This window comes from Streptomyces sp. NPDC054872, from assembly GCF_053610705.1.
Genome location: NZ_JBSGYY010000031.1, coordinates 96306 through 114528, shown reverse-complemented (window position 1 = coordinate 114528; position 18223 = coordinate 96306). Strand labels below are relative to the sequence as shown.

16 protein-coding genes are annotated in these 18223 nt (G+C 70.5%); 13 read left to right on the top strand and 3 right to left on the bottom strand.

Annotated elements, in window-relative coordinates:
* Positions 1 to 53 precede the first annotated feature (53 nt).
* Positions 54 to 818 carry a crotonase/enoyl-CoA hydratase family protein gene (locus ACWGIH_RS31240; protein ID WP_453450898.1) on the top strand — a complete coding sequence of 255 codons (765 nt, stop codon included), beginning with the start codon at positions 54 to 56 and terminating at the stop codon, positions 816 to 818.
* A gap of 9 nt (positions 819 to 827) precedes the next feature.
* On the opposite strand, the gene ACWGIH_RS31235 is transcribed toward ACWGIH_RS31240, so the two are convergent.
* Entirely contained in the window at positions 828 to 1415 is a 588-nt protein-coding gene (locus ACWGIH_RS31235; protein ID WP_453450899.1) for a YceI family protein, read from the bottom strand.
* A 102-nt stretch (positions 1416 to 1517) separates the two neighbouring features.
* On the opposite strand from ACWGIH_RS31235, the gene ACWGIH_RS31230 reads away from it, so the two are divergent.
* Positions 1518 to 2372, top strand: a complete 855-nt coding sequence (locus tag ACWGIH_RS31230; protein ID WP_453450900.1) for a helix-turn-helix domain-containing protein — start codon at positions 1518 to 1520, stop codon at positions 2370 to 2372.
* Between the two features lie 6 nt (positions 2373 to 2378).
* Here the strand turns inward: ACWGIH_RS31230 and ACWGIH_RS31225 are convergent, their stop codons facing one another.
* Entirely contained in the window at positions 2379 to 3290 is a 912-nt protein-coding gene (locus ACWGIH_RS31225; RefSeq protein WP_453450901.1) for a carbohydrate kinase family protein, read from the bottom strand.
* A 193-nt stretch (positions 3291 to 3483) separates the two neighbouring features.
* Between ACWGIH_RS31225 and ACWGIH_RS31220 the strand changes: the two genes are divergently transcribed.
* Entirely contained in the window at positions 3484 to 3906 is a 423-nt protein-coding gene (locus tag ACWGIH_RS31220) for a Rieske (2Fe-2S) protein (protein ID WP_453450902.1), read from the top strand.
* Between the two features lie 52 nt (positions 3907 to 3958).
* Here ACWGIH_RS31220 and ACWGIH_RS31215 read toward each other — a convergent pair whose 3' ends face one another.
* Positions 3959 to 4906: a hypothetical protein gene (locus tag ACWGIH_RS31215; RefSeq protein WP_453450903.1), complete on the bottom strand. Its 948-nt coding sequence runs from the start codon at positions 4904 to 4906 to the stop codon at positions 3959 to 3961.
* A 230-nt stretch (positions 4907 to 5136) separates the two neighbouring features.
* Here ACWGIH_RS31215 and ACWGIH_RS31210 point away from each other — a divergent pair, with 230 nt between their 5' ends.
* The 10 genes from ACWGIH_RS31210 to tpiA all read left to right on the top strand — a co-directional run bounded on the left by ACWGIH_RS31210 (position 5137) and on the right by tpiA (position 18186).
* Positions 5137 to 5742, top strand: coding sequence for a papain-like cysteine protease family protein (locus tag ACWGIH_RS31210; RefSeq protein ID WP_453450904.1), 606 nt, complete (start codon positions 5137 to 5139; stop codon positions 5740 to 5742).
* 5 nt (positions 5743 to 5747) lie between these two features.
* Positions 5748 to 6590 (top strand): hypothetical protein, encoded by an 843-nt coding sequence (locus ACWGIH_RS31205; RefSeq protein ID WP_453450943.1) that lies wholly within the window; start codon positions 5748 to 5750, stop codon positions 6588 to 6590.
* Positions 6591 to 6652: 62 nt separating this feature from the next.
* Positions 6653 to 8749, top strand: coding sequence for an excinuclease ABC subunit UvrC (gene uvrC / locus ACWGIH_RS31200; protein ID WP_453450905.1), 2097 nt, complete (start codon positions 6653 to 6655; stop codon positions 8747 to 8749).
* Positions 8746 to 9678, top strand: a complete 933-nt coding sequence (rapZ, locus tag ACWGIH_RS31195; RefSeq protein ID WP_363208058.1) for an RNase adapter RapZ — start codon at positions 8746 to 8748, stop codon at positions 9676 to 9678. Before uvrC ends, rapZ begins: the two co-directional genes overlap by 4 nt.
* Positions 9675 to 10682, top strand: coding sequence for a gluconeogenesis factor YvcK family protein (locus tag ACWGIH_RS31190; RefSeq protein WP_453450906.1), 1008 nt, complete (start codon positions 9675 to 9677; stop codon positions 10680 to 10682). The genes rapZ and ACWGIH_RS31190 overlap by 4 nt, the downstream gene beginning before the upstream one ends.
* Entirely contained in the window at positions 10673 to 11662 is a 990-nt protein-coding gene (gene whiA, locus ACWGIH_RS31185; RefSeq protein WP_363208056.1) for a DNA-binding protein WhiA, read from the top strand. Before ACWGIH_RS31190 ends, whiA begins: the two co-directional genes overlap by 10 nt.
* A gap of 151 nt (positions 11663 to 11813) precedes the next feature.
* A complete protein-coding gene (locus tag ACWGIH_RS31180) occupies positions 11814 to 14795 on the top strand; it encodes a M14 family zinc carboxypeptidase (RefSeq protein ID WP_453450907.1) in 2982 nt (993 codons plus the stop codon).
* 189 nt (positions 14796 to 14984) lie between these two features.
* Entirely contained in the window at positions 14985 to 15995 is a 1011-nt protein-coding gene (gene gap, locus ACWGIH_RS31175; RefSeq protein ID WP_363208054.1) for a type I glyceraldehyde-3-phosphate dehydrogenase, read from the top strand.
* Between the two features lie 196 nt (positions 15996 to 16191).
* Positions 16192 to 17403 (top strand): phosphoglycerate kinase, encoded by a 1212-nt coding sequence (locus ACWGIH_RS31170; protein WP_453450908.1) that lies wholly within the window; start codon positions 16192 to 16194, stop codon positions 17401 to 17403.
* Positions 17404 to 17409: 6 nt separating this feature from the next.
* Positions 17410 to 18186 carry a triose-phosphate isomerase gene (tpiA, locus tag ACWGIH_RS31165; protein WP_453450909.1) on the top strand — a complete coding sequence of 259 codons (777 nt, stop codon included), beginning with the start codon at positions 17410 to 17412 and terminating at the stop codon, positions 18184 to 18186.
* The last annotated feature ends 37 nt before the right edge of the window (positions 18187 to 18223 follow it).

Below are 18223 nucleotides of genomic sequence, written 5' to 3'. Positions count from 1 at the left end.
GGACAAGGGTTTCCCCCTTGTCCCGCGGCCCGTTCGCGTGGTCGCCTGGGCGCATGACCGTACGTACGGAACGTGAAGGCCCCGTCACCACGATCGTGCTGTCGCGGCCCGGCGTGCGCAACGCCGTCGACGGGCCCACGGCCCGCGCCCTCGCCGATGCGTTCCGTGCCTTCGACGCCGACCCTGACGCGTCCGTCGCCGTGCTGTGGGGCGAGGGCGGCACCTTCTGTGCCGGTGCCGACCTGAAGGCCATCGGGACACCAGCCGGGAACGAGGTGACCGAGAAGGGCGACGGGCCCATGGGACCGACGCGTTTGCGCCTCTCCAAGCCCGTCATCGCCGCGATCTCCGGCCACGCGGTCGCCGGAGGCCTGGAGCTCGCGCTGTGGTGCGATCTGCGGGTCGCCGACGACGACGCCGTACTCGGGGTCTTCTGCCGCCGCTGGGGCGCCCCGCTCATCGACGGCGGTACGGTGCGGCTGCCGCGGCTCATCGGGGAGAGCCGGGCCATGGACCTGGTGCTCACCGGCCGCCCCGTCCCCGCCGCGGAGGCGCTCGCGATGGGCCTGGTCAACCGGACCGTGCCGCCGGGCACCTCCCGCGCCGCCGCCGAACGCCTCGCCGCGGAGATCGCCGCGTTCCCCCAGCCCTGCCTCCGCAACGACCGGCTCTCCGTGCGGGAACAGGGCGGCCTGACCGAGGAGGACGCGATGGCGGGCGAACTGCGCCACGGCCTGCGGTCCCTCACCGAGGCGGCGGACGGAGCCGCCAGGTTCGCCGCCGGGGCGGGCCGGCACGGCGCGTTCACGGACGACTGAGCCCCCGGCTCACTCCTGCGGCGCGGCGGACTCGACGGGCTCCAGGAACTGCATGTCCAGCTGGATCTTCACCACGTCGCCGAGCATCCCGGCGCCGAAGTCGAGGCCGTAGTCGCTGCGCTTGACCTCGCCGGTCGCCTCGAACCCCGCATGGCGCCGGGGGTCGCCCGGGAACGCCTGGAGCCCCCCGAACTCGACGGCGAGGGTGATCGGCCTCGTCACGTCGCCGATGGTCAGCTCGCCCTCCATGGTCCACTCGTCCTCCTCGCCGACCACCCGCGTCGAACGGAACGTCATCGTGGGGCGGCGCTCGACGTCGAGCAGGTCGGGAGCCTTCACGTGCGCGTCGCGGTCCTTGTTGCCCGTGTCGATCGAGGCGAGCGCGATGGTCGCCGTCACGGACGAGGTCCCGGCGCTCTCGCCCACGACCAGACCGGCCGTCACCTCGCCGAAGCGGCCCCGCACCTTCGAGATCCCGAGATGGCGGATGGTGAAGTTGACGGCGGAGTGGAACGGGTCGATCTCCCAGCTCCCGGCGGGGAGGGGAAGCGCGGGAAGTGCGGTCGTCGCGGGGGCGGTGCTCGTGTCGGAAGTCATGCCGTCCACCATGCGAGGCCGCCCGCAGGCGAGGAAGGCCGAGCCAAGGCTGGTAGTGACAGGGCCACGATCCGGTCCGGTGCCTGCTGGTACGTTCGGCCGGTGAGCGACAACGAGCTCGGCATTTTCCTGCGCACCTGCCGCGAGGCGGTCACGCCCGCCGAGGTCGGGCTGCCCACAGGACCCCGGCGCCGCACGCCGGGCCTGCGCCGCTCCGAGGTCGCCACGCTCGCCGGGGTCAGCGTCGAGTACCTGGCGCGGCTCGAACAGGGCCGGGACCGGCACCCGTCCCCGCAGGTGATGGGGGCGCTCGCGGACGCCCTGCGGCTGTCCATGGAGGAGCGCTTCCATCTGCGCCGCCTGGAGAAGGAGACCGTAGGCGACCCCTGCTGCCCGGTGGCGAGCGTGCCGTCCCGGTCGGTGCGCCCCACCGTGCGGGCGCTCGTCGACCGCCTGGAGCCGGGCCCCGCCGTCCTGTTCAACCGGCTCGGCGACGTCCTCGCGTACACCTCGGGCTACGAGCGGATCATGGGGCCCATCGGCCTCCTCGACGACGAGCAGCCCAACCTCATCCGGTTCCTGTTCACCGATGAGCGGGCCCGCGCCGCCTACCCGGAGTGGGACGGCGTCGCCGACGAGCAGGTCGCGTCGCTCCGGGCCGGGTCCATGCTCAGCGATCCTCATGCCGAGGGCTTCGCCGACGAGCTGACCGTCATGGCAGGCGCGCCGTTCGCCGACCGCATGACGGCCGTGCCACGGCTGCCCCGGGCCGGCGGCATCGAACGCATGACGCACCCGGAGGCAGGGGCGCTGCGGCTGTCGTACGAGACGCTGACGCTGCCCGACGCCGACGGTCAGCGCCTGGTCGTCCACCTGCCCGCCGACGAGGCCACGTCGGCCGCCCTCGACCGCCTCAACGGCCGTCGGCCGGGCACCCTGCGCGCGGTGACCGGCTGAGAGCCGTCACCCCAGCTCCTCGGCGTACGGGGGCTCCGCGCCCGCGCGCGACACGGTGACGGCAGCCGCGCGGGCCGCGAAGCGCAGGACCTCGCCCCACCGGTCGGCGCCGAGCGCCGACAAGGAGTCCACGGACAGCGCGTCCCGTGCGCGAAGCCCGTGCAGCAGCGCCGCGTTGACGGTGTCGCCCGCGCCGATGGTGTCCACCACGTCGACCGCCTCACCCGGCACCGACCACTCCCCGCCGTCCCGCGTGAAGACGGTGAGACCCTCGCCGCCCCGCGTCACCACCACCGCGCCGGGCCCGGACGCGAGCCACTCACGCGGCGTGCCGCCGAGCCAGCTCGCGTCGTCCTCCGACAGCTTGAGCAGCGAGACCGACGGCAGCCAGCTCTTGAACCTGGCGCGGTAGGCGTCCGCGTCCGGGATCAGGCCCGCCCGGATGTTCGGGTCGAGTGCCGTGAAGACGCCCCGCGCCGACTCCTGGCGCATCAGCTCCTCGTACGCGCTCGCGCCCGGTTCCAGGACGAGCGAGCAGGTGCCGAACGACACCGCGCGTACGGCGTCGGGAAGTCGCTCCGGGGCCGTGAAGAGCCGGTCCGCCGTGCCCTCGACGTAGAAGGAGTAACCGGCGGAGCCGTCCGAGCCGATCGAGGCGACGGCGAGGGTGGTCGGCTCGTCCCCCCGCTGCACGTACGACACCTCGACACCCGCGGCCCGCAAGGCGTCGATCAGCGCGTCGCCGAACGCGTCCGTCGAGATCCGCGAGCAGAAGGAGACGGGGGAGCCGAGACGGCCGAGGGCCACCGCGGTGTTGTACGGGCCGCCGCCGAGCCGCGGGGCGAGCGCGGGCAACCCGGCGTCGGTGGGGCCCTGCGGGACGAGGTCGATCAGGGCCTCTCCTGCGACGACTATCACGGGTGGTTCCTCTCGGCTCTGCGATCGCCGTTCCGCGGCGGCGCCCGTCCGGCTTTCGCCACAGGCTAGGGCTTCCCGGCGGCCGTGGCCCGCTGCGGGCGGCACTCGGGCACCGTCGCGCCCAACGCGGGCAAGCGGCACCCCACCGGTATGGTCTGATCCGTCACCGAAGCGCCTGACCTGTGGAGACTTCATGCCCGGCACGCCGCCCCCCGCCCGCCGCACCGTGCTGCGCGCCGCCGCCATCGTCCCGGCCGCGGGGCTGGGGGCCGTCGCCTGCTCGTCCGGCGGTGGCGACGGCGGCGCCAACCGCTCGGCGCCGACCGCGCCGACGGACCTCGGCGCGTCCGACGAGGTGAAGGTGGGGGCCTCGAAGCTCTACAGGGACGAGAACGTGGTCGTGAGCCGCATCTCCGACGACGAGTACAAGGCGTTCAGCACGATCTGCACGCACGCCAAGTGCCCCATCAACAAGCTGGAGGGGCACAAGCTCATCTGCCCCTGCCACGGAAGCCAGTTCGACGCCACGAACGGCAAGGTGCTGCACGACCCGGCCGTCACGCCGCTCGCCGAGCTGCCGGTGAAGGTGGAGGACGGCAAGATCGTCGCGGGCTGAGGTCCGCCACGACCGACTCGGCAGTCCGCCCGCTCACTCCCAGCCCGACCGCTCACTCCCAGTCCCACGCGATCCCCAGGATCCCCGCCCGTACCTGCGGCTCCACGACGTGCACCGACCGGTGGCTGCCGCTCAGTGTCAGCTCCTGGCGCCCGCCGCGCGGCGCGGCGGCCGAATGCTGGGTGAAGCGGTGGCAGCGTACGGGCAGCGCCCGCTCGTCGAAGCGCACCTGGAGCGCGTACTGCCCGCCCGCGAAGGTGAAGCCCCGGAAGTACTCGGTGGCCGTCCCCGCCGTGCCGTCCTCGAAGCCGTAGCGGAACAGATGCGTGTCGCCCGCGCGCAGGCGCGTGTCGAAGAGGAGTTCGGCGACGAGCACCCCCGTCTCGTGGTGCCGGCGCACACGGCCCGTGCGGCAGTTCTCCAGGGCGTGCACGGCGACGCGTTCCGGTACGCAGCCGGGGTCGCCGTGGTAGATCGCCAGGTAGCGGTCCACGGCGTCCCGGTGGGCGCGCACGACGTGCTGCGAGTCGCGGCCGAGCAGCTCACGGCGTTCGCCGATCCGCACCCGCTCGTGGTGGCCGACGGTGTGCAGACCGCCGTCGAGCGGTGAGCCGAGCTCGGTGATCAGCTCCTGGAGCACGTCGGAGGCGTCGAGGAGCGAGCGGTAGGAGCGGGCGGCGGGGCGTTCGCAGTCGGGGCGCTCGGAGGGCTTGGCGAGGAGCCGGATCAGTGACTCCTCGGGGAGGCCGAGGATCTCCTCCAGGGCGCGCACGGCACGGAGGGACTCGGTGCGCTGGGGGCGCCGCGCGCCCTGCTGCCAGTAACTCAGGCTCGTCACCCCGACGTTGACGCCTTGCCGCGCCAGATGGTGGCGTACGCGCTGCAGGGGCAGGCGCCGTGCGGCGATCGCGGCCCGCAGCGCAACATGGAAGGGGCCGGTGCGCAGGGCGGTCTCCAGGTCCGCGGGCGCGCCGTCCGCGAGCTGTGTGCGGTGCCGCATCGCAAGGCCCTCCTGTGAACGTTCACATCGGCCGTCCGGGCGTACGCGCCGGTCGGAGCGGGCCACCAGGTGGGCGTACGAGGGGTGTTCACATACGTACGCCGACGTTCACGGCCCAAGTAATCCCGCATTGAACCTTGTTGACCTGCACCCGACAACACTCGATGCTCAATCGCAGCGTCCGGACGCGCTCCTCCACCACCCCACCCCCCTCGCATGGGAGGAACGCGATGCGCCATCGATTCAGCAGGTACGGCGGACGCAGACGGATGTCCGCGCTCGCCCTCGTGGCGGCCACCCTGGTCGCCGCACCGGCGGCCACGGCCACGGCAGCCCCCGACGATCCGTCCGCTCTCGCCGCCAAGCGCCTGAACATCACGATGCAGGCCCAGCAGAAGACCAACTGGTGCTGGGCCGCGGCAGGCAACACGATCGCCACCTTCTACGGCAGGAAGTACAGCCAGAACCAGTTCTGCAACGCCGCTTTCGGGCGCAGCCAGAGCACCGAGTGCCGCAACTCGCAGGCGACGCTGGGCGACGTGCAGAACGGTCTCGACTGGGCGGGCATCAACGCAGGCTCGTACGTCAGCGGCTGGCTGCGCTACCCGACCGTGCAGGCCGAGATCAACGCGGGCCGTCCGGTCGAGACCCGCATCCAGTGGTCGAACGGCGGCGGTCATATGCACGTCCTCTACGGGTACGACGACGCGAGCAGCTGGGTCTACTGGGGCGACCCGTGGCCCTCCAGCGACCGCTACAACTGGGCCTCGCACAGCTGGTACGTCAACAACAACACCTTCTCCTGGACCCACTCGCTCTACCGGATCGGGGCGTGAGCGCGATGACCCGTCACCTTCCCCGTCACCTGCTGCGGGCCGCGCTCGCCGGCTCGGCGGCCACCCTGCTGCTCGGCCTCGCGGCACCGGCCGCAGGCGCGGACTCCGGGCCTTCGGACGCCGCGCGTGAGGCGGCCCACGATGCCGCGAGGGCGCCCCGGACCCTCGACACGCTCTCCCGCTTCTTCGCACGGGAAGGGGCCGTCAGCAGGGCCGCGGCCGACCCCCGCGTCCAGGGCGACGCCGTACCCGTGCGCTACCTCTCCCCGGAGTTCGTCGCCGGTGTGAAGGGGGCGCCCCTCGCCCGTGTGGAGTTCCTCGCCAGCAAGGCTGTCTCCTCCGACGGCCAGGAAGCCTCCTTGTGGACGGCGAAGCAGGGCAGCTCCTGGAAGGTCGTGAACATCGCCACCGGGGACGACGAGACGCACTACGCGCGCGTGGGCGCCGACAAGCTCCCCGGAGGCACCGTTTTCCACGAGCCGCAGATCAATGCCTGGTACGTGCAGGGGCGGGGCCGGGTGCTGCCCCTGGACGCGGACGCGAAGCGTGCCGTGGGCCCGCGCGGGGTCTCGGTCGCCGCCTATCAGAAGAGGGTGCACGCCGCGTACGCCGACAAGCTGCCGGGGTCTTCGTACGCGGAGTCCGGCGAGGCGGGGGGCTTCGCCCCGAAGAAGCGGGGCGAAGAGCCCCCGGCGGCCGCAGCCGCGGCTTCGGCCGACGGCCTCGTCACGGTCGCCTCCTCCGTGGCAGGAGCGGGCGCCCTGCTCGCCCTCGGCCTCTCCGGGGTGGCCGTCTGGCGACGTCGCGCCCGCGTGCGGGGAAGCAGTGGCCCGGAATGCGGGTCGTAGGAGGGAGAGCGGCGGCCCCCTCCAAACCCTGACTGTCAGCCCCCGCCAGTAGGGTGTGGAGCATGGCAGACCCCTCCAGCTACCGCCCCAAGCCGGGACAGATCCCCGACTCGCCGGGGGTCTATAGGTTCCGCGACGAACACCGCCGGGTGATCTACGTAGGCAAGGCGAAGAGCCTGCGCCAGCGCCTGGCGAGCTACTTCCAGGACCTGACCAATCTGCACCCGCGCACCGCCACGATGGTGACGACGGCCGCCTCAGTCGAGTGGACCGTCGTCTCCACCGAGGTCGAGGCGCTGCAGCTGGAGTACTCCTGGATCAAGGAGTTCGACCCCCGGTTCAACGTCAAGTACCGCGACGACAAGAGCTATCCGTACCTCGCGGTGACGATGAACGAGGAGTTTCCGCGCGTCCAGGTGATGCGCGGCCACAAGAAGAAGGGCGTCCGCTACTTCGGGCCCTACGGCCACGCGTGGGCGATCCGCGACACCGTGGACCTCCTCCTGCGGGTCTTCCCCGTCCGCACCTGCTCGGCCGGAGTCTTCAAGAACGCCGAGCGCACCGGCCGCCCCTGCCTCCTCGGCTACATCGGCAAGTGCGCGGCGCCCTGCGTGGAGCGGGTCACCCCGGAGGAGCACCGCGAACTCGCCGAGGACTTCTGCGAGTTCATGACGGGCCGCACGGGCACGTACATCCGCCGCCTGGAGCGGCAGATGGCGGACGCCGCCGAGGACATGGAGTACGAGAGGGCCGCCCGCCTCAGGGATGACGTCGGGGCCCTCAAGAAGGCCATGGAGAAGAGCGCCGTCGTGCTCGCCGACGCCACGGACGCCGACCTCATCGCGCTGGCCGAGGACGAGCTGGAGGCGGCCGTCCAGATCTTCCACGTCCGCGGCGGCCGGGTGCGCGGCCAGCGCGGCTGGGTCACCGACAAGGTCGAGGCGGTCACCAGCGGTGACCTCGTCGAGCACGCCCTCCAGCAGCTGTACGGAGAGGAGAGCGGCGACTCCGTACCGAAGGAAGTCCTCGTCCCGGCGCTCCCCGACCCCATAGAGCCCGTCCAGGAGTGGCTCACCGAGCGCCGCGGTTCGAACGTCTCGCTGCGCATCCCGCAGCGCGGCGACAAGAAGGCGCTCATGGAGACCGTGGCGCGCAACGCACAGCAGTCGCTCGTGCTGCACAAGACCAAGCGCGCATCCGACCTGACCACCCGTTCCCGCGCGCTGGAGGAGATCGCCGAGGCCCTCGAACTGGACAGCGCCCCCCTGCGCATCGAGTGCTACGACATCTCGCATCTGCAGGGTGACGACGTCGTGGCCTCGATGGTCGTCTTCGAGGACGGCCTCGCCCGCAAGAGCGAGTACAGGCGCTTCCAGATCAAGGGCTTCGAGGGCCAGGACGACGTCCGCTCGATGCACGAGGTGCTCACGCGCCGCTTCAAGCGCTACCTCTCCGACAAGGAGAAGACGGGGGAGTGGGACGAGGCGGCCGCGGCGGGCGGCGAGGCGAACGGAGAGGCGAACAGCGAGGTGAGCGTCGAGCCGAACAGCCTCACCGAGGAGGACGGCCGTCCCAAGCGCTTCGCCTATCCGCCCCAGCTCGTCGTCGTGGACGGCGGGCAGCCGCAGGTCGCGGCGGCCCAGCGGGCCCTGGACGAGCTCGGCATCGACGACATCGCGGTGTGCGGCCTGGCCAAGCGTCTCGAAGAGGTCTGGGTGCCGGGCGACGACGACCCGGTGATCCTGCCGCGCACCAGCGAGGGGCTGTACCTTCTCCAGCGGGTACGCGACGAGGCGCACCGTTTCGCGATCACGTATCAGCGCGCCAAGCGGGCCAAGCGCTTCAAGGCCGGACCGCTGGACGCCGTGCCGGGCCTCGGCGACGCACGCAAGCAGACGCTGATCAAGCACTTCGGTTCGGTGAAGAGGCTGCGATCCGCGACAATCGACCAGATCTGCGAGGTTCCGGGCATAGGCCGCAAGACGGCCGAGGCCATCATCGTGGCCCTGGCCGGAGCGACTCCCGCCGGCCCCGCCGTGAACACGGCGACCGGAGAGATCATTGAAGAAGAGGAACCCACGCGCACGGGAACCTCGGAGGACGGCGAGGGGCCCGTTTCCGCGGGCACCTCAGAAGAACGACGGGGGCAGGAGACATGACCGAGCACGACGAAGGCGGCGAGCAAGTGAGTACGGGCACGACCATCACGCCAGGTGAGGCCGCCGAGGTGGTCCCCGAACTGGTGATCATCTCCGGTATGTCCGGAGCCGGGCGAAGCACCGCGGCGAAGTGTCTCGAGGACCTCGGCTGGTTCGTCGTCGACAACCTGCCGCCCGCGCTGATCCCCACCATGGTGGAGCTCGGCGCCCGCTCGCAGGGGAACGTCGCCCGCATCGCGGTCGTCGTCGACGTGCGGGGCCGCCGCTTCTTCGACAATCTGCGCCAGTCCCTCGCGGACCTGGAGGCCAAGCACGTCACCCGGCGGATCGTCTTCCTGGAGTCCTCGGACGACGCCCTGGTGCGCCGCTTCGAGTCGGTCCGTCGCCCGCACCCCCTGCAGGGCGACGGCCGCATCGTCGACGGCATCGCGGCCGAGCGCGAGCTCCTGCGCGAGCTGCGCGGTGACGCCGACCTGGTGATCGACACCTCCAGCCTGAACGTGCACGAGCTGCGCGCCAAGATGGACGCCCAGTTCGCGGGCGACGAGGAGCCCGAGCTGCGGGCCACGGTCATGTCGTTCGGCTACAAGTACGGCCTGCCGGTCGACGCCGACCTCGTCGTGGACTGCCGCTTCCTGCCCAATCCGCACTGGGTGCCGGAGCTGCGTCCCTTCACCGGGCTCAACGAGGAGGTGTCCGGCTATGTCTTCAACCAGCCGGGCGCCAAGGAGTTCCTCGACCGGTACGCCGAGCTGCTCCAGCTCATCGCCGCGGGATACCGCCGCGAGGGCAAGCGTTACGTGACGATCGCGGTCGGCTGCACGGGCGGCAAGCACCGCTCCGTCGCCATGTCGGAGAAGCTCGCGGCGCGCCTCGTGTCCGAGGGCGTCGAGACCGTCCTCGTCCATCGGGACATGGGGCGCGAGTGAAGTCCTCCCTGCGGCTGAACCGCCTGGGCCGCAAGCGGGGCACTCAGCCCAAGGTCGTGGCGCTCGGCGGCGGGATGGGCCTGTCCGCCTCGCTCGCCGGGCTTCGCCGCATCACCGGTGACCTCACCGCCGTGGTCACCGTCGCCGACGACGGCGGCTCGAGCGGGCGGCTCCGCGACGAACTGGGCGTGCTGCCCCCGGGCGACCTGCGCAAGGCGCTCGCCGCGCTGTGCGGTGACGACGACTGGGGTCAGACCTGGGCCCGCGTCATCCAGCACCGCTTCCAGTCCAAGGGCGACCTGCACGAGCACGCGGTCGGCAATCTGCTGATCGTCGCCCTGTGGGAGCAGCTCGGCGACCACGTGCAGGCCCTCGACCTGGTCGGCAAGCTCCTCGGCGCGCACGGCCGCGTGCTGCCCATGTCGGCGGTGCCGCTCGAGCTGCAGGCCCTGGTCAAGGGGCACGACCCGGAGCGTCCGGACGAGGTGGACACGGTGCGCGGGCAGGCCACGGTGGCGCTCACCCCGGGGGAGGTGCAGTCCGTGCACCTCGTCCCGCACGACCCGCCGGCCGTCCCCGAAGCGGTCGCCGCGGTGCTCGACGCGGACTGGGTGGTGCTCGGCCCCGGCTCCTGGTTCTCCTCGGTGATCCCGCACCTGCTGGTCCCCGAACTGTTCGACGCGCTCATCCAGACGAAGGCCCGCAGGGTCCTCTCGCTCAACCTCGCGCCGCAACCCGGTGAAACCGATGGGTTCTCTCCGCAGCGTCATTTGGAGGTTTTGGCCCGACACGCCCCTAAACTCGCCCTGGACGTGGTGCTGGCCGACGACGCCGCCGTGCCCGACCGTGAGTCACTCACCGATGCCGCCAAGCGGCTCGGCGCCACGGTCGAGCTGGCGCCGGTGGCCAGGCACGATGGCACTCCGAGGCACGATCCGGAGCTCCTGGCCACCGCGTACGACCGTATTTTTCGGATGCATGGAAGGATCGGCCCATGGCGATGACGGCAGCGGTGAAGGACGAGATCTCCCGGCTTCCCGTCACCCGGACCTGCTGCAGGAAGGCAGAGGTCTCGGCCATCCTGCGGTTCGCGGGCGGCCTTCACCTGGTGAGCGGCCGCATCGTGATCGAGGCGGAGCTGGACACGGCGATGGCCGCGCGGCGGCTGAAGCGGGACATTCTTGAGATCTTCGGGCACAGCTCGGAGCTGATCGTGATGGCCCCGGGCGGCCTGCGGCGCGGTTCGCGCTACGTCGTTCGGGTGGTTGCGGGCGGTGATCAGCTGGCCCGCCAGACGGGTCTCGTGGACGGCCGGGGACGCCCCATCAGAGGGCTGCCGCCACAGGTGGTCTCGGGGGCCACCTGTGACGCCGAGGCCGCGTGGCGCGGGGCGTTCCTCGCGCACGGATCGCTCACCGAGCCGGGCCGCTCCTCCTCCCTGGAGGTCACCTGCCCGGGCCCGGAGGCCGCGCTCGCCCTGGTCGGCGCCGCGCGCAGGCTGCAGATCGGGGCCAAGGCCCGTGAGGTGCGCGGCGTGGACCGCGTGGTCGTCCGGGACGGCGACGCGATCGGCGCCCTGCTCACCCGGCTCGGCGCCCACGAGTCGGTGCTCGCCTGGGAGGAGCGGCGGATGCGCCGCGAGGTGCGCGCCACCGCCAACCGCCTGGCCAACTTCGACGACGCCAACCTGCGCCGCTCGGCCCGCGCGGCCGTCGCCGCGGGCGCCCGTGTGCAGCGCGCCCTGGAGATCCTCGGCGACGAGGTACCCGAGCACCTCGCGGCGGCCGGACGGCTGCGCATGGAGCACAAGCAGGCCTCGCTGGAGGAGCTGGGCGCGCTCGCCGACCCGGCGCTGACGAAGGACGCGGTCGCCGGCCGCATCCGCCGGCTGCTCGCCATGGCGGACAAGCGGGCCCAGGACCTGGGGATTCCGGGTACGGAGTCCAATCTGAGCGAGGAGCTCGCCGACAACATGGCGGTCTGACCGCCGTCGTACGCAAGCAAGCCGCCGGGGCCCCCGGCGGCTTCTTTGCGTTCCTCGGTGCTTGACTCCTCACATCATATTGACATGATCATGAAGTGTCACGAGCCTGGCGTTCGCGCACAAATGTGCCGGACAACCGCAAGGGGGGCTCATGAGACCAAGAGAGAGATCCAAGAGATCCAGAGCCGGTTTCAGATCCGTCGTCGCCGCGGGCGCACTGCTCGTCGGCGGCCTTGTCGCAGTGCCGCACGCCCAGGCCGACAGCGGGGCGAAGGCCCCGGCCGCCGACGACCCGGCGGCCGTGAAGGTCTACGAGGCCGTGGTCACCGAGAAGCAGATCCCGATCCTCGTCAAGGCGGGCCAGGACGCCCACGAGCTCGCGGGGCAGACCCGCGAACGCGGCAGCGCCCGCGTCGAGGTCTATCTGACCGAGGCGCAGGCCAAGGGTGTCGAGAACGACGGCGTGAAGCTCACCGAGCAGAAGGTCTCGGCCGGTACGCAGCAGAAGCTCAAGGCCGCGGGGGACGGCGTCTTCCGCCCGTACAGCGGCAAGGGCGGCCTCAAGGAGGAGATCGTCAAGACCGGTCAGGCCCACCCGGGCCTCACCAAGGTCGTCTCCATCGGCAAGACGATCAAGGGGCAGGACATCCTCGCCCTGAAGCTCTCCAAGGGCGCGAGCAAGTCCAAGGACGGCTCCAAGCCCTCCACGCTCTACATGTCCAACCAGCACGCGCGCGAGTGGATCACCCCCGAGATGACCCGCCGCCTGATGCACCACTACCTGGACGGCTACGGCAAGGACAAGCGCATCACCAAGCTCGTGAACTCCACCGAGCTGTGGTTCGTGCTCTCCGCCAACCCCGACGGCTACGACTTCACGCACGCCGCCGACGGTGACCGCCAGTGGCGCAAGAACCTCCGCGACATCGACGGCGACGGCAAGATCGCGGCGGGCGACGGCGTCGACCTCAACCGCAACTTCGCCTACAAGTGGGGCTACGACAACGAGGGCTCGTCCCCCGCCCCCTCATCGGAGACCTACCGCGGCACGGGCCCCACCTCCGAGCCCGAGACAAAGGCGATCGACCGCTTCCAGAAGCGCATCGGCTTCACGTACGGGATCAACTACCACTCGGCGGCCGAACTGCTCCTCTACGGGATCGGCTGGCAGGTCGCCACGCCGAGCCCGGACGACGTCCTCTACAAGGCGCTGAACGGCACCCCGGAGAAGCCCGCCGTGCCCGGCTACCACCCGCAGGTCTCCTCCGAGCTCTACACCACCAACGGCGAGGCGGACGGCCACGCGGGCAACGTCAACGGCATCTCGATGTTCACGCCGGAGATGTCCACCTGCCAGACCGTCTCCAACATCGACCCGAACGACCCCTGGAAGCCCGAGGAATGCGCCTCGATCTTCACCTTCCCGGACGACGAGAAGCTGATCCAGCAGGAGTTCGCGAAGAACGTCCCGTTCGCGCTCGCCGTCGCCGAGACCGCACTCCACCCCGACCAGCCGGTGTCCGTCAGCGGCATCGAGGCCCCCGACTTCACGCCGGACTCCTTCACGGACTCGTACGCACGCGGCGGTGACCAGGAAGTCGCCGTCACCGCCCGCAAGTCGGTGCGCGACAAGGAGCTCAACTACCGCGTCAACGGAGGCCGTACGCATGACGACGACCTCAAGGCCTGGAAGGGCGGCGAGACGTACGGCGGAGAGGACAACCTTCACTTCGACCAGTACCGCGCCGAGGTCGGGGACGCGCGCGTGGGCGACAAGGTCGAGGTGTGGTTCACCGGCCGCAACAAGAAGGGCCGCACGGAGAGCCCGCACTTCACCTACACCGTCACCGAGCGGGCCAAGGCCAACACCCTCGTCGTCGCCGAGGAGGGCGCGGCCGCGACGCAGGCCCAGAAGTACGTGGACGCCCTCAAGGCCAACGGCCGGCCGGCCGTGGTCTGGGACGTCGCCAAGCAGGGCGTCCCGCATCCGCTCGGCGTCCTGTCGCACTTCTCCGCCGTCGTGCACTACACCGGCGACCCGGTGCCCGGCGCGGCCACCCAACTCGCCCTGCGCGCCTACCTCAACGAGGGCGGCAAGCTGATCGAGTCCGGTGAGCGCACGGGCGGCAACGTGGACCTCGGGGACGCGCTGACCGACGACTTCGCGCAGTACTACCTCGGCGCCTACGAACGCCTCTCCGCACCCGGCGCCACCAGCTTCGAGGGCAGCGGCGCCCTGGGCGGCGTCAAGACACCGCTCGCGGCGGCCGGCACCAACCCCCTGGACAAGGCCGGCCGTTACACCGTCACGTCCGACAGCCTGCCCGCCGACGAGTTCCCGCAGTTCAAGAGCGCGGCAGCAGGCAGCTACCCCGGCATCACCAACCCGTACGCGCCCTTCGAGGGCCAGGGCATGGCCTCCGCGTCCCACGCCGACCAGGACTGGAAGCGGCTGACCCGCACCATCGACCTGACCGGTGTCACGGCCGCGGACCAGCCGCAGCTGCGGTTCGCGCTCAACTGGAACCTGGAGACCGGCTACGACCACGGCGTCCTCGAGGCGCACACCACCGGGAGCGACGACTGGACCACGCTCCCCGACACGAACGGCAACTCGTCCCAGGCGGTGCCCGCCGAGTGCGGGGCCGGGTTCTTCATCAACGGCCACCCGTTCCTGCGCCACTACCTGACGCAGTCCGCGACCGGCTGCACGGCGTCGGGCACCAGCGGCGCCTGGAACAGCTTCACCGGATCCTCCGGCGGCTGGAAGCCCGTCTCCTTCGACCTGAGCGCCTACGCGGGCAAGACGATCGAGGTGTCGCTCAGCTCCATCACCGACCCCTCCAGCGGGGGCCGCGGACTGTTTGCCGACAACGCTCAGCTCGTGATAGGGGGCAACGCCACGCAGACCGAGGGATTCGAGGCCTCGCTGGGCACCTGGGCGGTCGCTCCGGCGCCCCCCGGGAGCCCCAACATCACGGGTGACTGGGCCCGTACGGGGGAGCTCTACAAGCCCTATGCGGCCGTCACAGCGCGTGACAGCGTGCTGCTCGGCTTCGGGTTCGAGCATGTACCCGGAAACGCCGAACGGGCCGCTCTTATGGGCGCCTCCCTTGCACATCTGCGCCGCTGACGCTGCGTAGTCAAAGCCGAGATCGCGGTGGCTCGTGCTCCCTACTCGGGGGTACGGGCCACCGTGCCGTCCGGACCCCCTGTCGATGTCACCCAAAGGCCATCAGAGAGGTAGGGTCGGAGGCGGTCGGGGACATCCCATACAACTCGCCGGCGTCTGAAACCGGCGTACCAACGAGGAGATCGGTTCGTGACGATCCGCGTAGGCATCAACGGCTTCGGCCGCATCGGGCGCAACTACTTCCGGGCGCTGCTCGAGCAGGGTGCGGACATCGAGATCGTGGCTGTCAACGACCTGGGTGACACCGCGACTACCGCGCACCTTCTGAAGTACGACACCATCCTGGGCCGTCTCAAGGCCGAGGTGTCGCACACCGAGGACACCATCACGGTCGACGGCCACACCATCAAGGTGCTGTCCGAGCGCAACCCCGCCGACATCCCGTGGGGCGAGCTGAACGTCGACATCGTGATCGAGTCGACGGGCATCTTCACCAAGAAGGCCGACGCCGAGAAGCACATCGCCGGTGGCGCGAAGAAGGTCCTCATCTCGGCTCCGGCCAAGGACGAGGACATCACCATCGTGATGGGCGTCAACCAGGACAAGTACGACGCGGCCAACCACCACGTCATCTCGAACGCGTCCTGCACCACCAACTGTGTGGCGCCGATGGCGAAGGTTCTCGACGAGAACTTCGGCATCGTCAAGGGCCTGATGACGACGGTCCACGCGTACACCAACGACCAGCGCATCCTGGACTTCCCGCACTCGGACCTGCGTCGCGCCCGCGCCGCCGCCGAGAACATCATTCCGACCACGACCGGTGCCGCCAAGGCCACCGCTCTGGTCCTTCCGCAGCTCAAGGGCAAGCTCGACGGCATCGCGATGCGCGTCCCGGTCCCGACCGGCTCCGCCACCGACCTCGTCGTCGACCTGCAGCGCGACGTCACCAAGGACGAGGTCAACGCCGCGTTCAAGAAGGCCGCCGACGACGGCGACCTCAAGGGCATCCTCTTCTACACCGAGGACCCCATCGTGTCGTCCGACATCGTCAGCGACCCGGCCTCCTGCACCTTCGACTCCTCCCTGACCATGGTCCAGGAGGGCAAGACGGTGAAGATCCTCGGCTGGTACGACAACGAGTGGGGCTACTCCAACCGTCTCGTCGACCTCACGGTCTTCGTCGGCGGTCAGCTCTGATCAGCAGAGCAGGCACCTCGATGTAAGCACAGGGTCCGGACCGCGCAATACTGCGTGGTCCGGGCCTTGTTGCGCTTCCCTTTGCGGCTAAACCGCCGCCGCTCTCGCGGACCTGGTTGCTCGCCGTCGGGGTCGCTCAATTGATGGTTGCGGTGTTCGCCGGGAAGAACACCAGCCCAAATAGGAGTCCGAACTCATGAAGACGATCGACGAACTTCTCGCCGAAGGGGTCGAAGGCAAGCGGGTCTTCGTCCGCGCCGACCTCAATGTGCCGCTCGCCGACGGCACCATCACCGACGACGGCCGCATCCGCGCCGTCCTGCCGACCGTCACCAAGCTCGCCGAAGCCGGCGCCAAGGTGATCGTCGCCTCGCACCTCGGCCGCCCCAAGGGCGCCCCGGACCCGCAGTTCTCGCTGCTTCCCGCCGCCGAGCGCCTCGGTGAACTCCTCGGCAAGCCCGTCGCGTTCGCCCAGGACACCGTCGGGCCCGCCGCGCACGAGGCGGTGGACGGTCTCGAGTCCGGCCAGGTCGCCGTCATCGAGAACCTCCGCTTCAACGCGGGCGAGACGTCCAAGGACGACACCGAGCGCGGCGAGTTCGCCGACCAGCTCGCGGCCCTCGCCGACGTCTACGTGGGTGACGGCTTCGGTGCCGTGCACCGCAAGCACGCCTCCGTGTTCGACCTTCCGGCGCGCCTGCCGCACTACGCGGGCTACCTCATCGCCACCGAGGTCGGCGTCCTGAAGAAGCTCACCGACGACGTGAAGCGTCCGTACGTCGTCGCGCTCGGCGGCGCCAAGGTCTCCGACAAGCTGGACGTCATCGACCAGCTGCTCGGCAAGGCCGACCGCCTCCTGATCGGCGGCGGCATGGCGTACACCTTCCTCAAGGCCCAGGGCCACGAGGTCGGCATCTCCCTCCTCCAGGAGGACCAGGTCCCGACCGTCAAGAAGTACATCGAGCGGGCCGAGGAGAGCGGCGTCGAGCTGGTCCTCCCCGTCGACGTACTGGTCTCCACGGAGTTCCCGGACCTGAAGACCAAGGCCCCGGCCAACCCCACCACGGTCGCCGCGGACGCCATCCCGGCCGACCAGGAGGGTCTCGACATCGGTCCCGAGACCCGTAAGCTCTACGCCTCGAAGCTCGCCGACGCGGGCACCGTCTTCTGGAACGGTCCGATGGGCGTCTTCGAGCACCCCGACTACGCCGAGGGCACCAAGGCAATCGCCCAGGCTCTCCTCGACTCCCCGGCCTTCACGGTCGTCGGCGGTGGCGACTCCGCCGCGGCCGTCCGGACCCTGGGCTTCGACGAGAACGCATTCGGCCACATTTCCACCGGCGGCGGCGCCTCCCTCGAATACCTCGAGGGCAAGACGCTCCCCGGCCTCGCCGCACTGGAGAACTGACACCTGATGACTACGCGTACCCCGCTGATGGCGGGCAACTGGAAGATGAACCTCAACCACCTCGAGGCCATCGCCCACGTCCAGAAGCTCGCCTTCGCCCTGGCCGACAAGGACTACGAGGCCGTCGAGGTCGCCGTCCTGCCCCCCTTCACCGACCTGCGTTCGGTGCAGACCCTGGTCGACGGCGACAAGCTCAAGATCAAGTACGGTGCCCAGGACATCTCGGCGCACGACGCCGGTGCCTACACCGGCGAGATCTCGGGCCCGATGCTCTCCAAGCTGAAGTGCACGTACGTGGCCGTGGGCCACTCCGAGCGCCGTCAGTACCACGACGAGACCGACGAGATCTGCAACGCGAAGGTGAAGGCCGCCTACAAGCACGGCCTGACCCCGATCCTCTGCATCGGCGAGGGCCTCGACATCCGTGAGGCCGGCCAGCAGATCGAGTACACCCTTGCCCAGCTCGACGGCGGTCTGAAGGACCTGCCGGCCGAGCAGGCCGAGTCCATCGTGATCGCGTACGAGCCGGTGTGGGCCATCGGCACCGGCAAGGTCGCGACCCCCGAGGACGCCCAGGAGGTGTGCGGCGCGATCCGCGGCCGCCTCGCCGAGCTGTACTCGCAGGAGCTCGCCGACAAGGTCCGCATCCAGTACGGCGGCTCCGTGAAGTCCGGCAACGTGGCCGCGATCATGGCGCAGGCCGACGTCGACGGCGCCCTGGTGGGCGGCGCGGCACTCGACTCGGACGAGTTCGTCAAGATCGTGCGCTTCCGCGACCAGTGAGTATGCGGTAGCGCCGATACGTCGTACCCTTGCGGGG

Bases quoted from the DNA above. Each gene is read 5' to 3' on its own strand.
- ACWGIH_RS31180 (WP_453450907.1), top strand. From the start codon at position 11,814: ATGAGACCAAGAGAGAGATCCAAGAGATCCAGAGCCGGTTTCAGATCC.
- ACWGIH_RS31215 (WP_453450903.1), bottom strand. From the start codon at position 4,906: ATGCGGCACCGCACACAGCTCGCGGACGGCGCGCCCGCGGACCTGGAG.
- rapZ (WP_363208058.1), top strand. From the start codon at position 8,746: ATGACCGAGCACGACGAAGGCGGCGAGCAAGTGAGTACGGGCACGACC.
- whiA (WP_363208056.1), top strand. From the start codon at position 10,673: ATGGCGATGACGGCAGCGGTGAAGGACGAGATCTCCCGGCTTCCCGTC.
- ACWGIH_RS31170 (WP_453450908.1), top strand. From the start codon at position 16,192: ATGAAGACGATCGACGAACTTCTCGCCGAAGGGGTCGAAGGCAAGCGG.
- tpiA (WP_453450909.1), top strand. From the start codon at position 17,410: ATGACTACGCGTACCCCGCTGATGGCGGGCAACTGGAAGATGAACCTC.
- ACWGIH_RS31220 (WP_453450902.1), top strand. From the start codon at position 3,484: ATGCCCGGCACGCCGCCCCCCGCCCGCCGCACCGTGCTGCGCGCCGCC.
- uvrC (WP_453450905.1), top strand. From the start codon at position 6,653: ATGGCAGACCCCTCCAGCTACCGCCCCAAGCCGGGACAGATCCCCGAC.
- ACWGIH_RS31210 (WP_453450904.1), top strand. From the start codon at position 5,137: ATGCGCCATCGATTCAGCAGGTACGGCGGACGCAGACGGATGTCCGCG.
- ACWGIH_RS31240 (WP_453450898.1), top strand. From the start codon at position 54: ATGACCGTACGTACGGAACGTGAAGGCCCCGTCACCACGATCGTGCTG.
- ACWGIH_RS31205 (WP_453450943.1), top strand. From the start codon at position 5,748: ATGACCCGTCACCTTCCCCGTCACCTGCTGCGGGCCGCGCTCGCCGGC.
- ACWGIH_RS31235 (WP_453450899.1), bottom strand. From the start codon at position 1,415: ATGACTTCCGACACGAGCACCGCCCCCGCGACGACCGCACTTCCCGCG.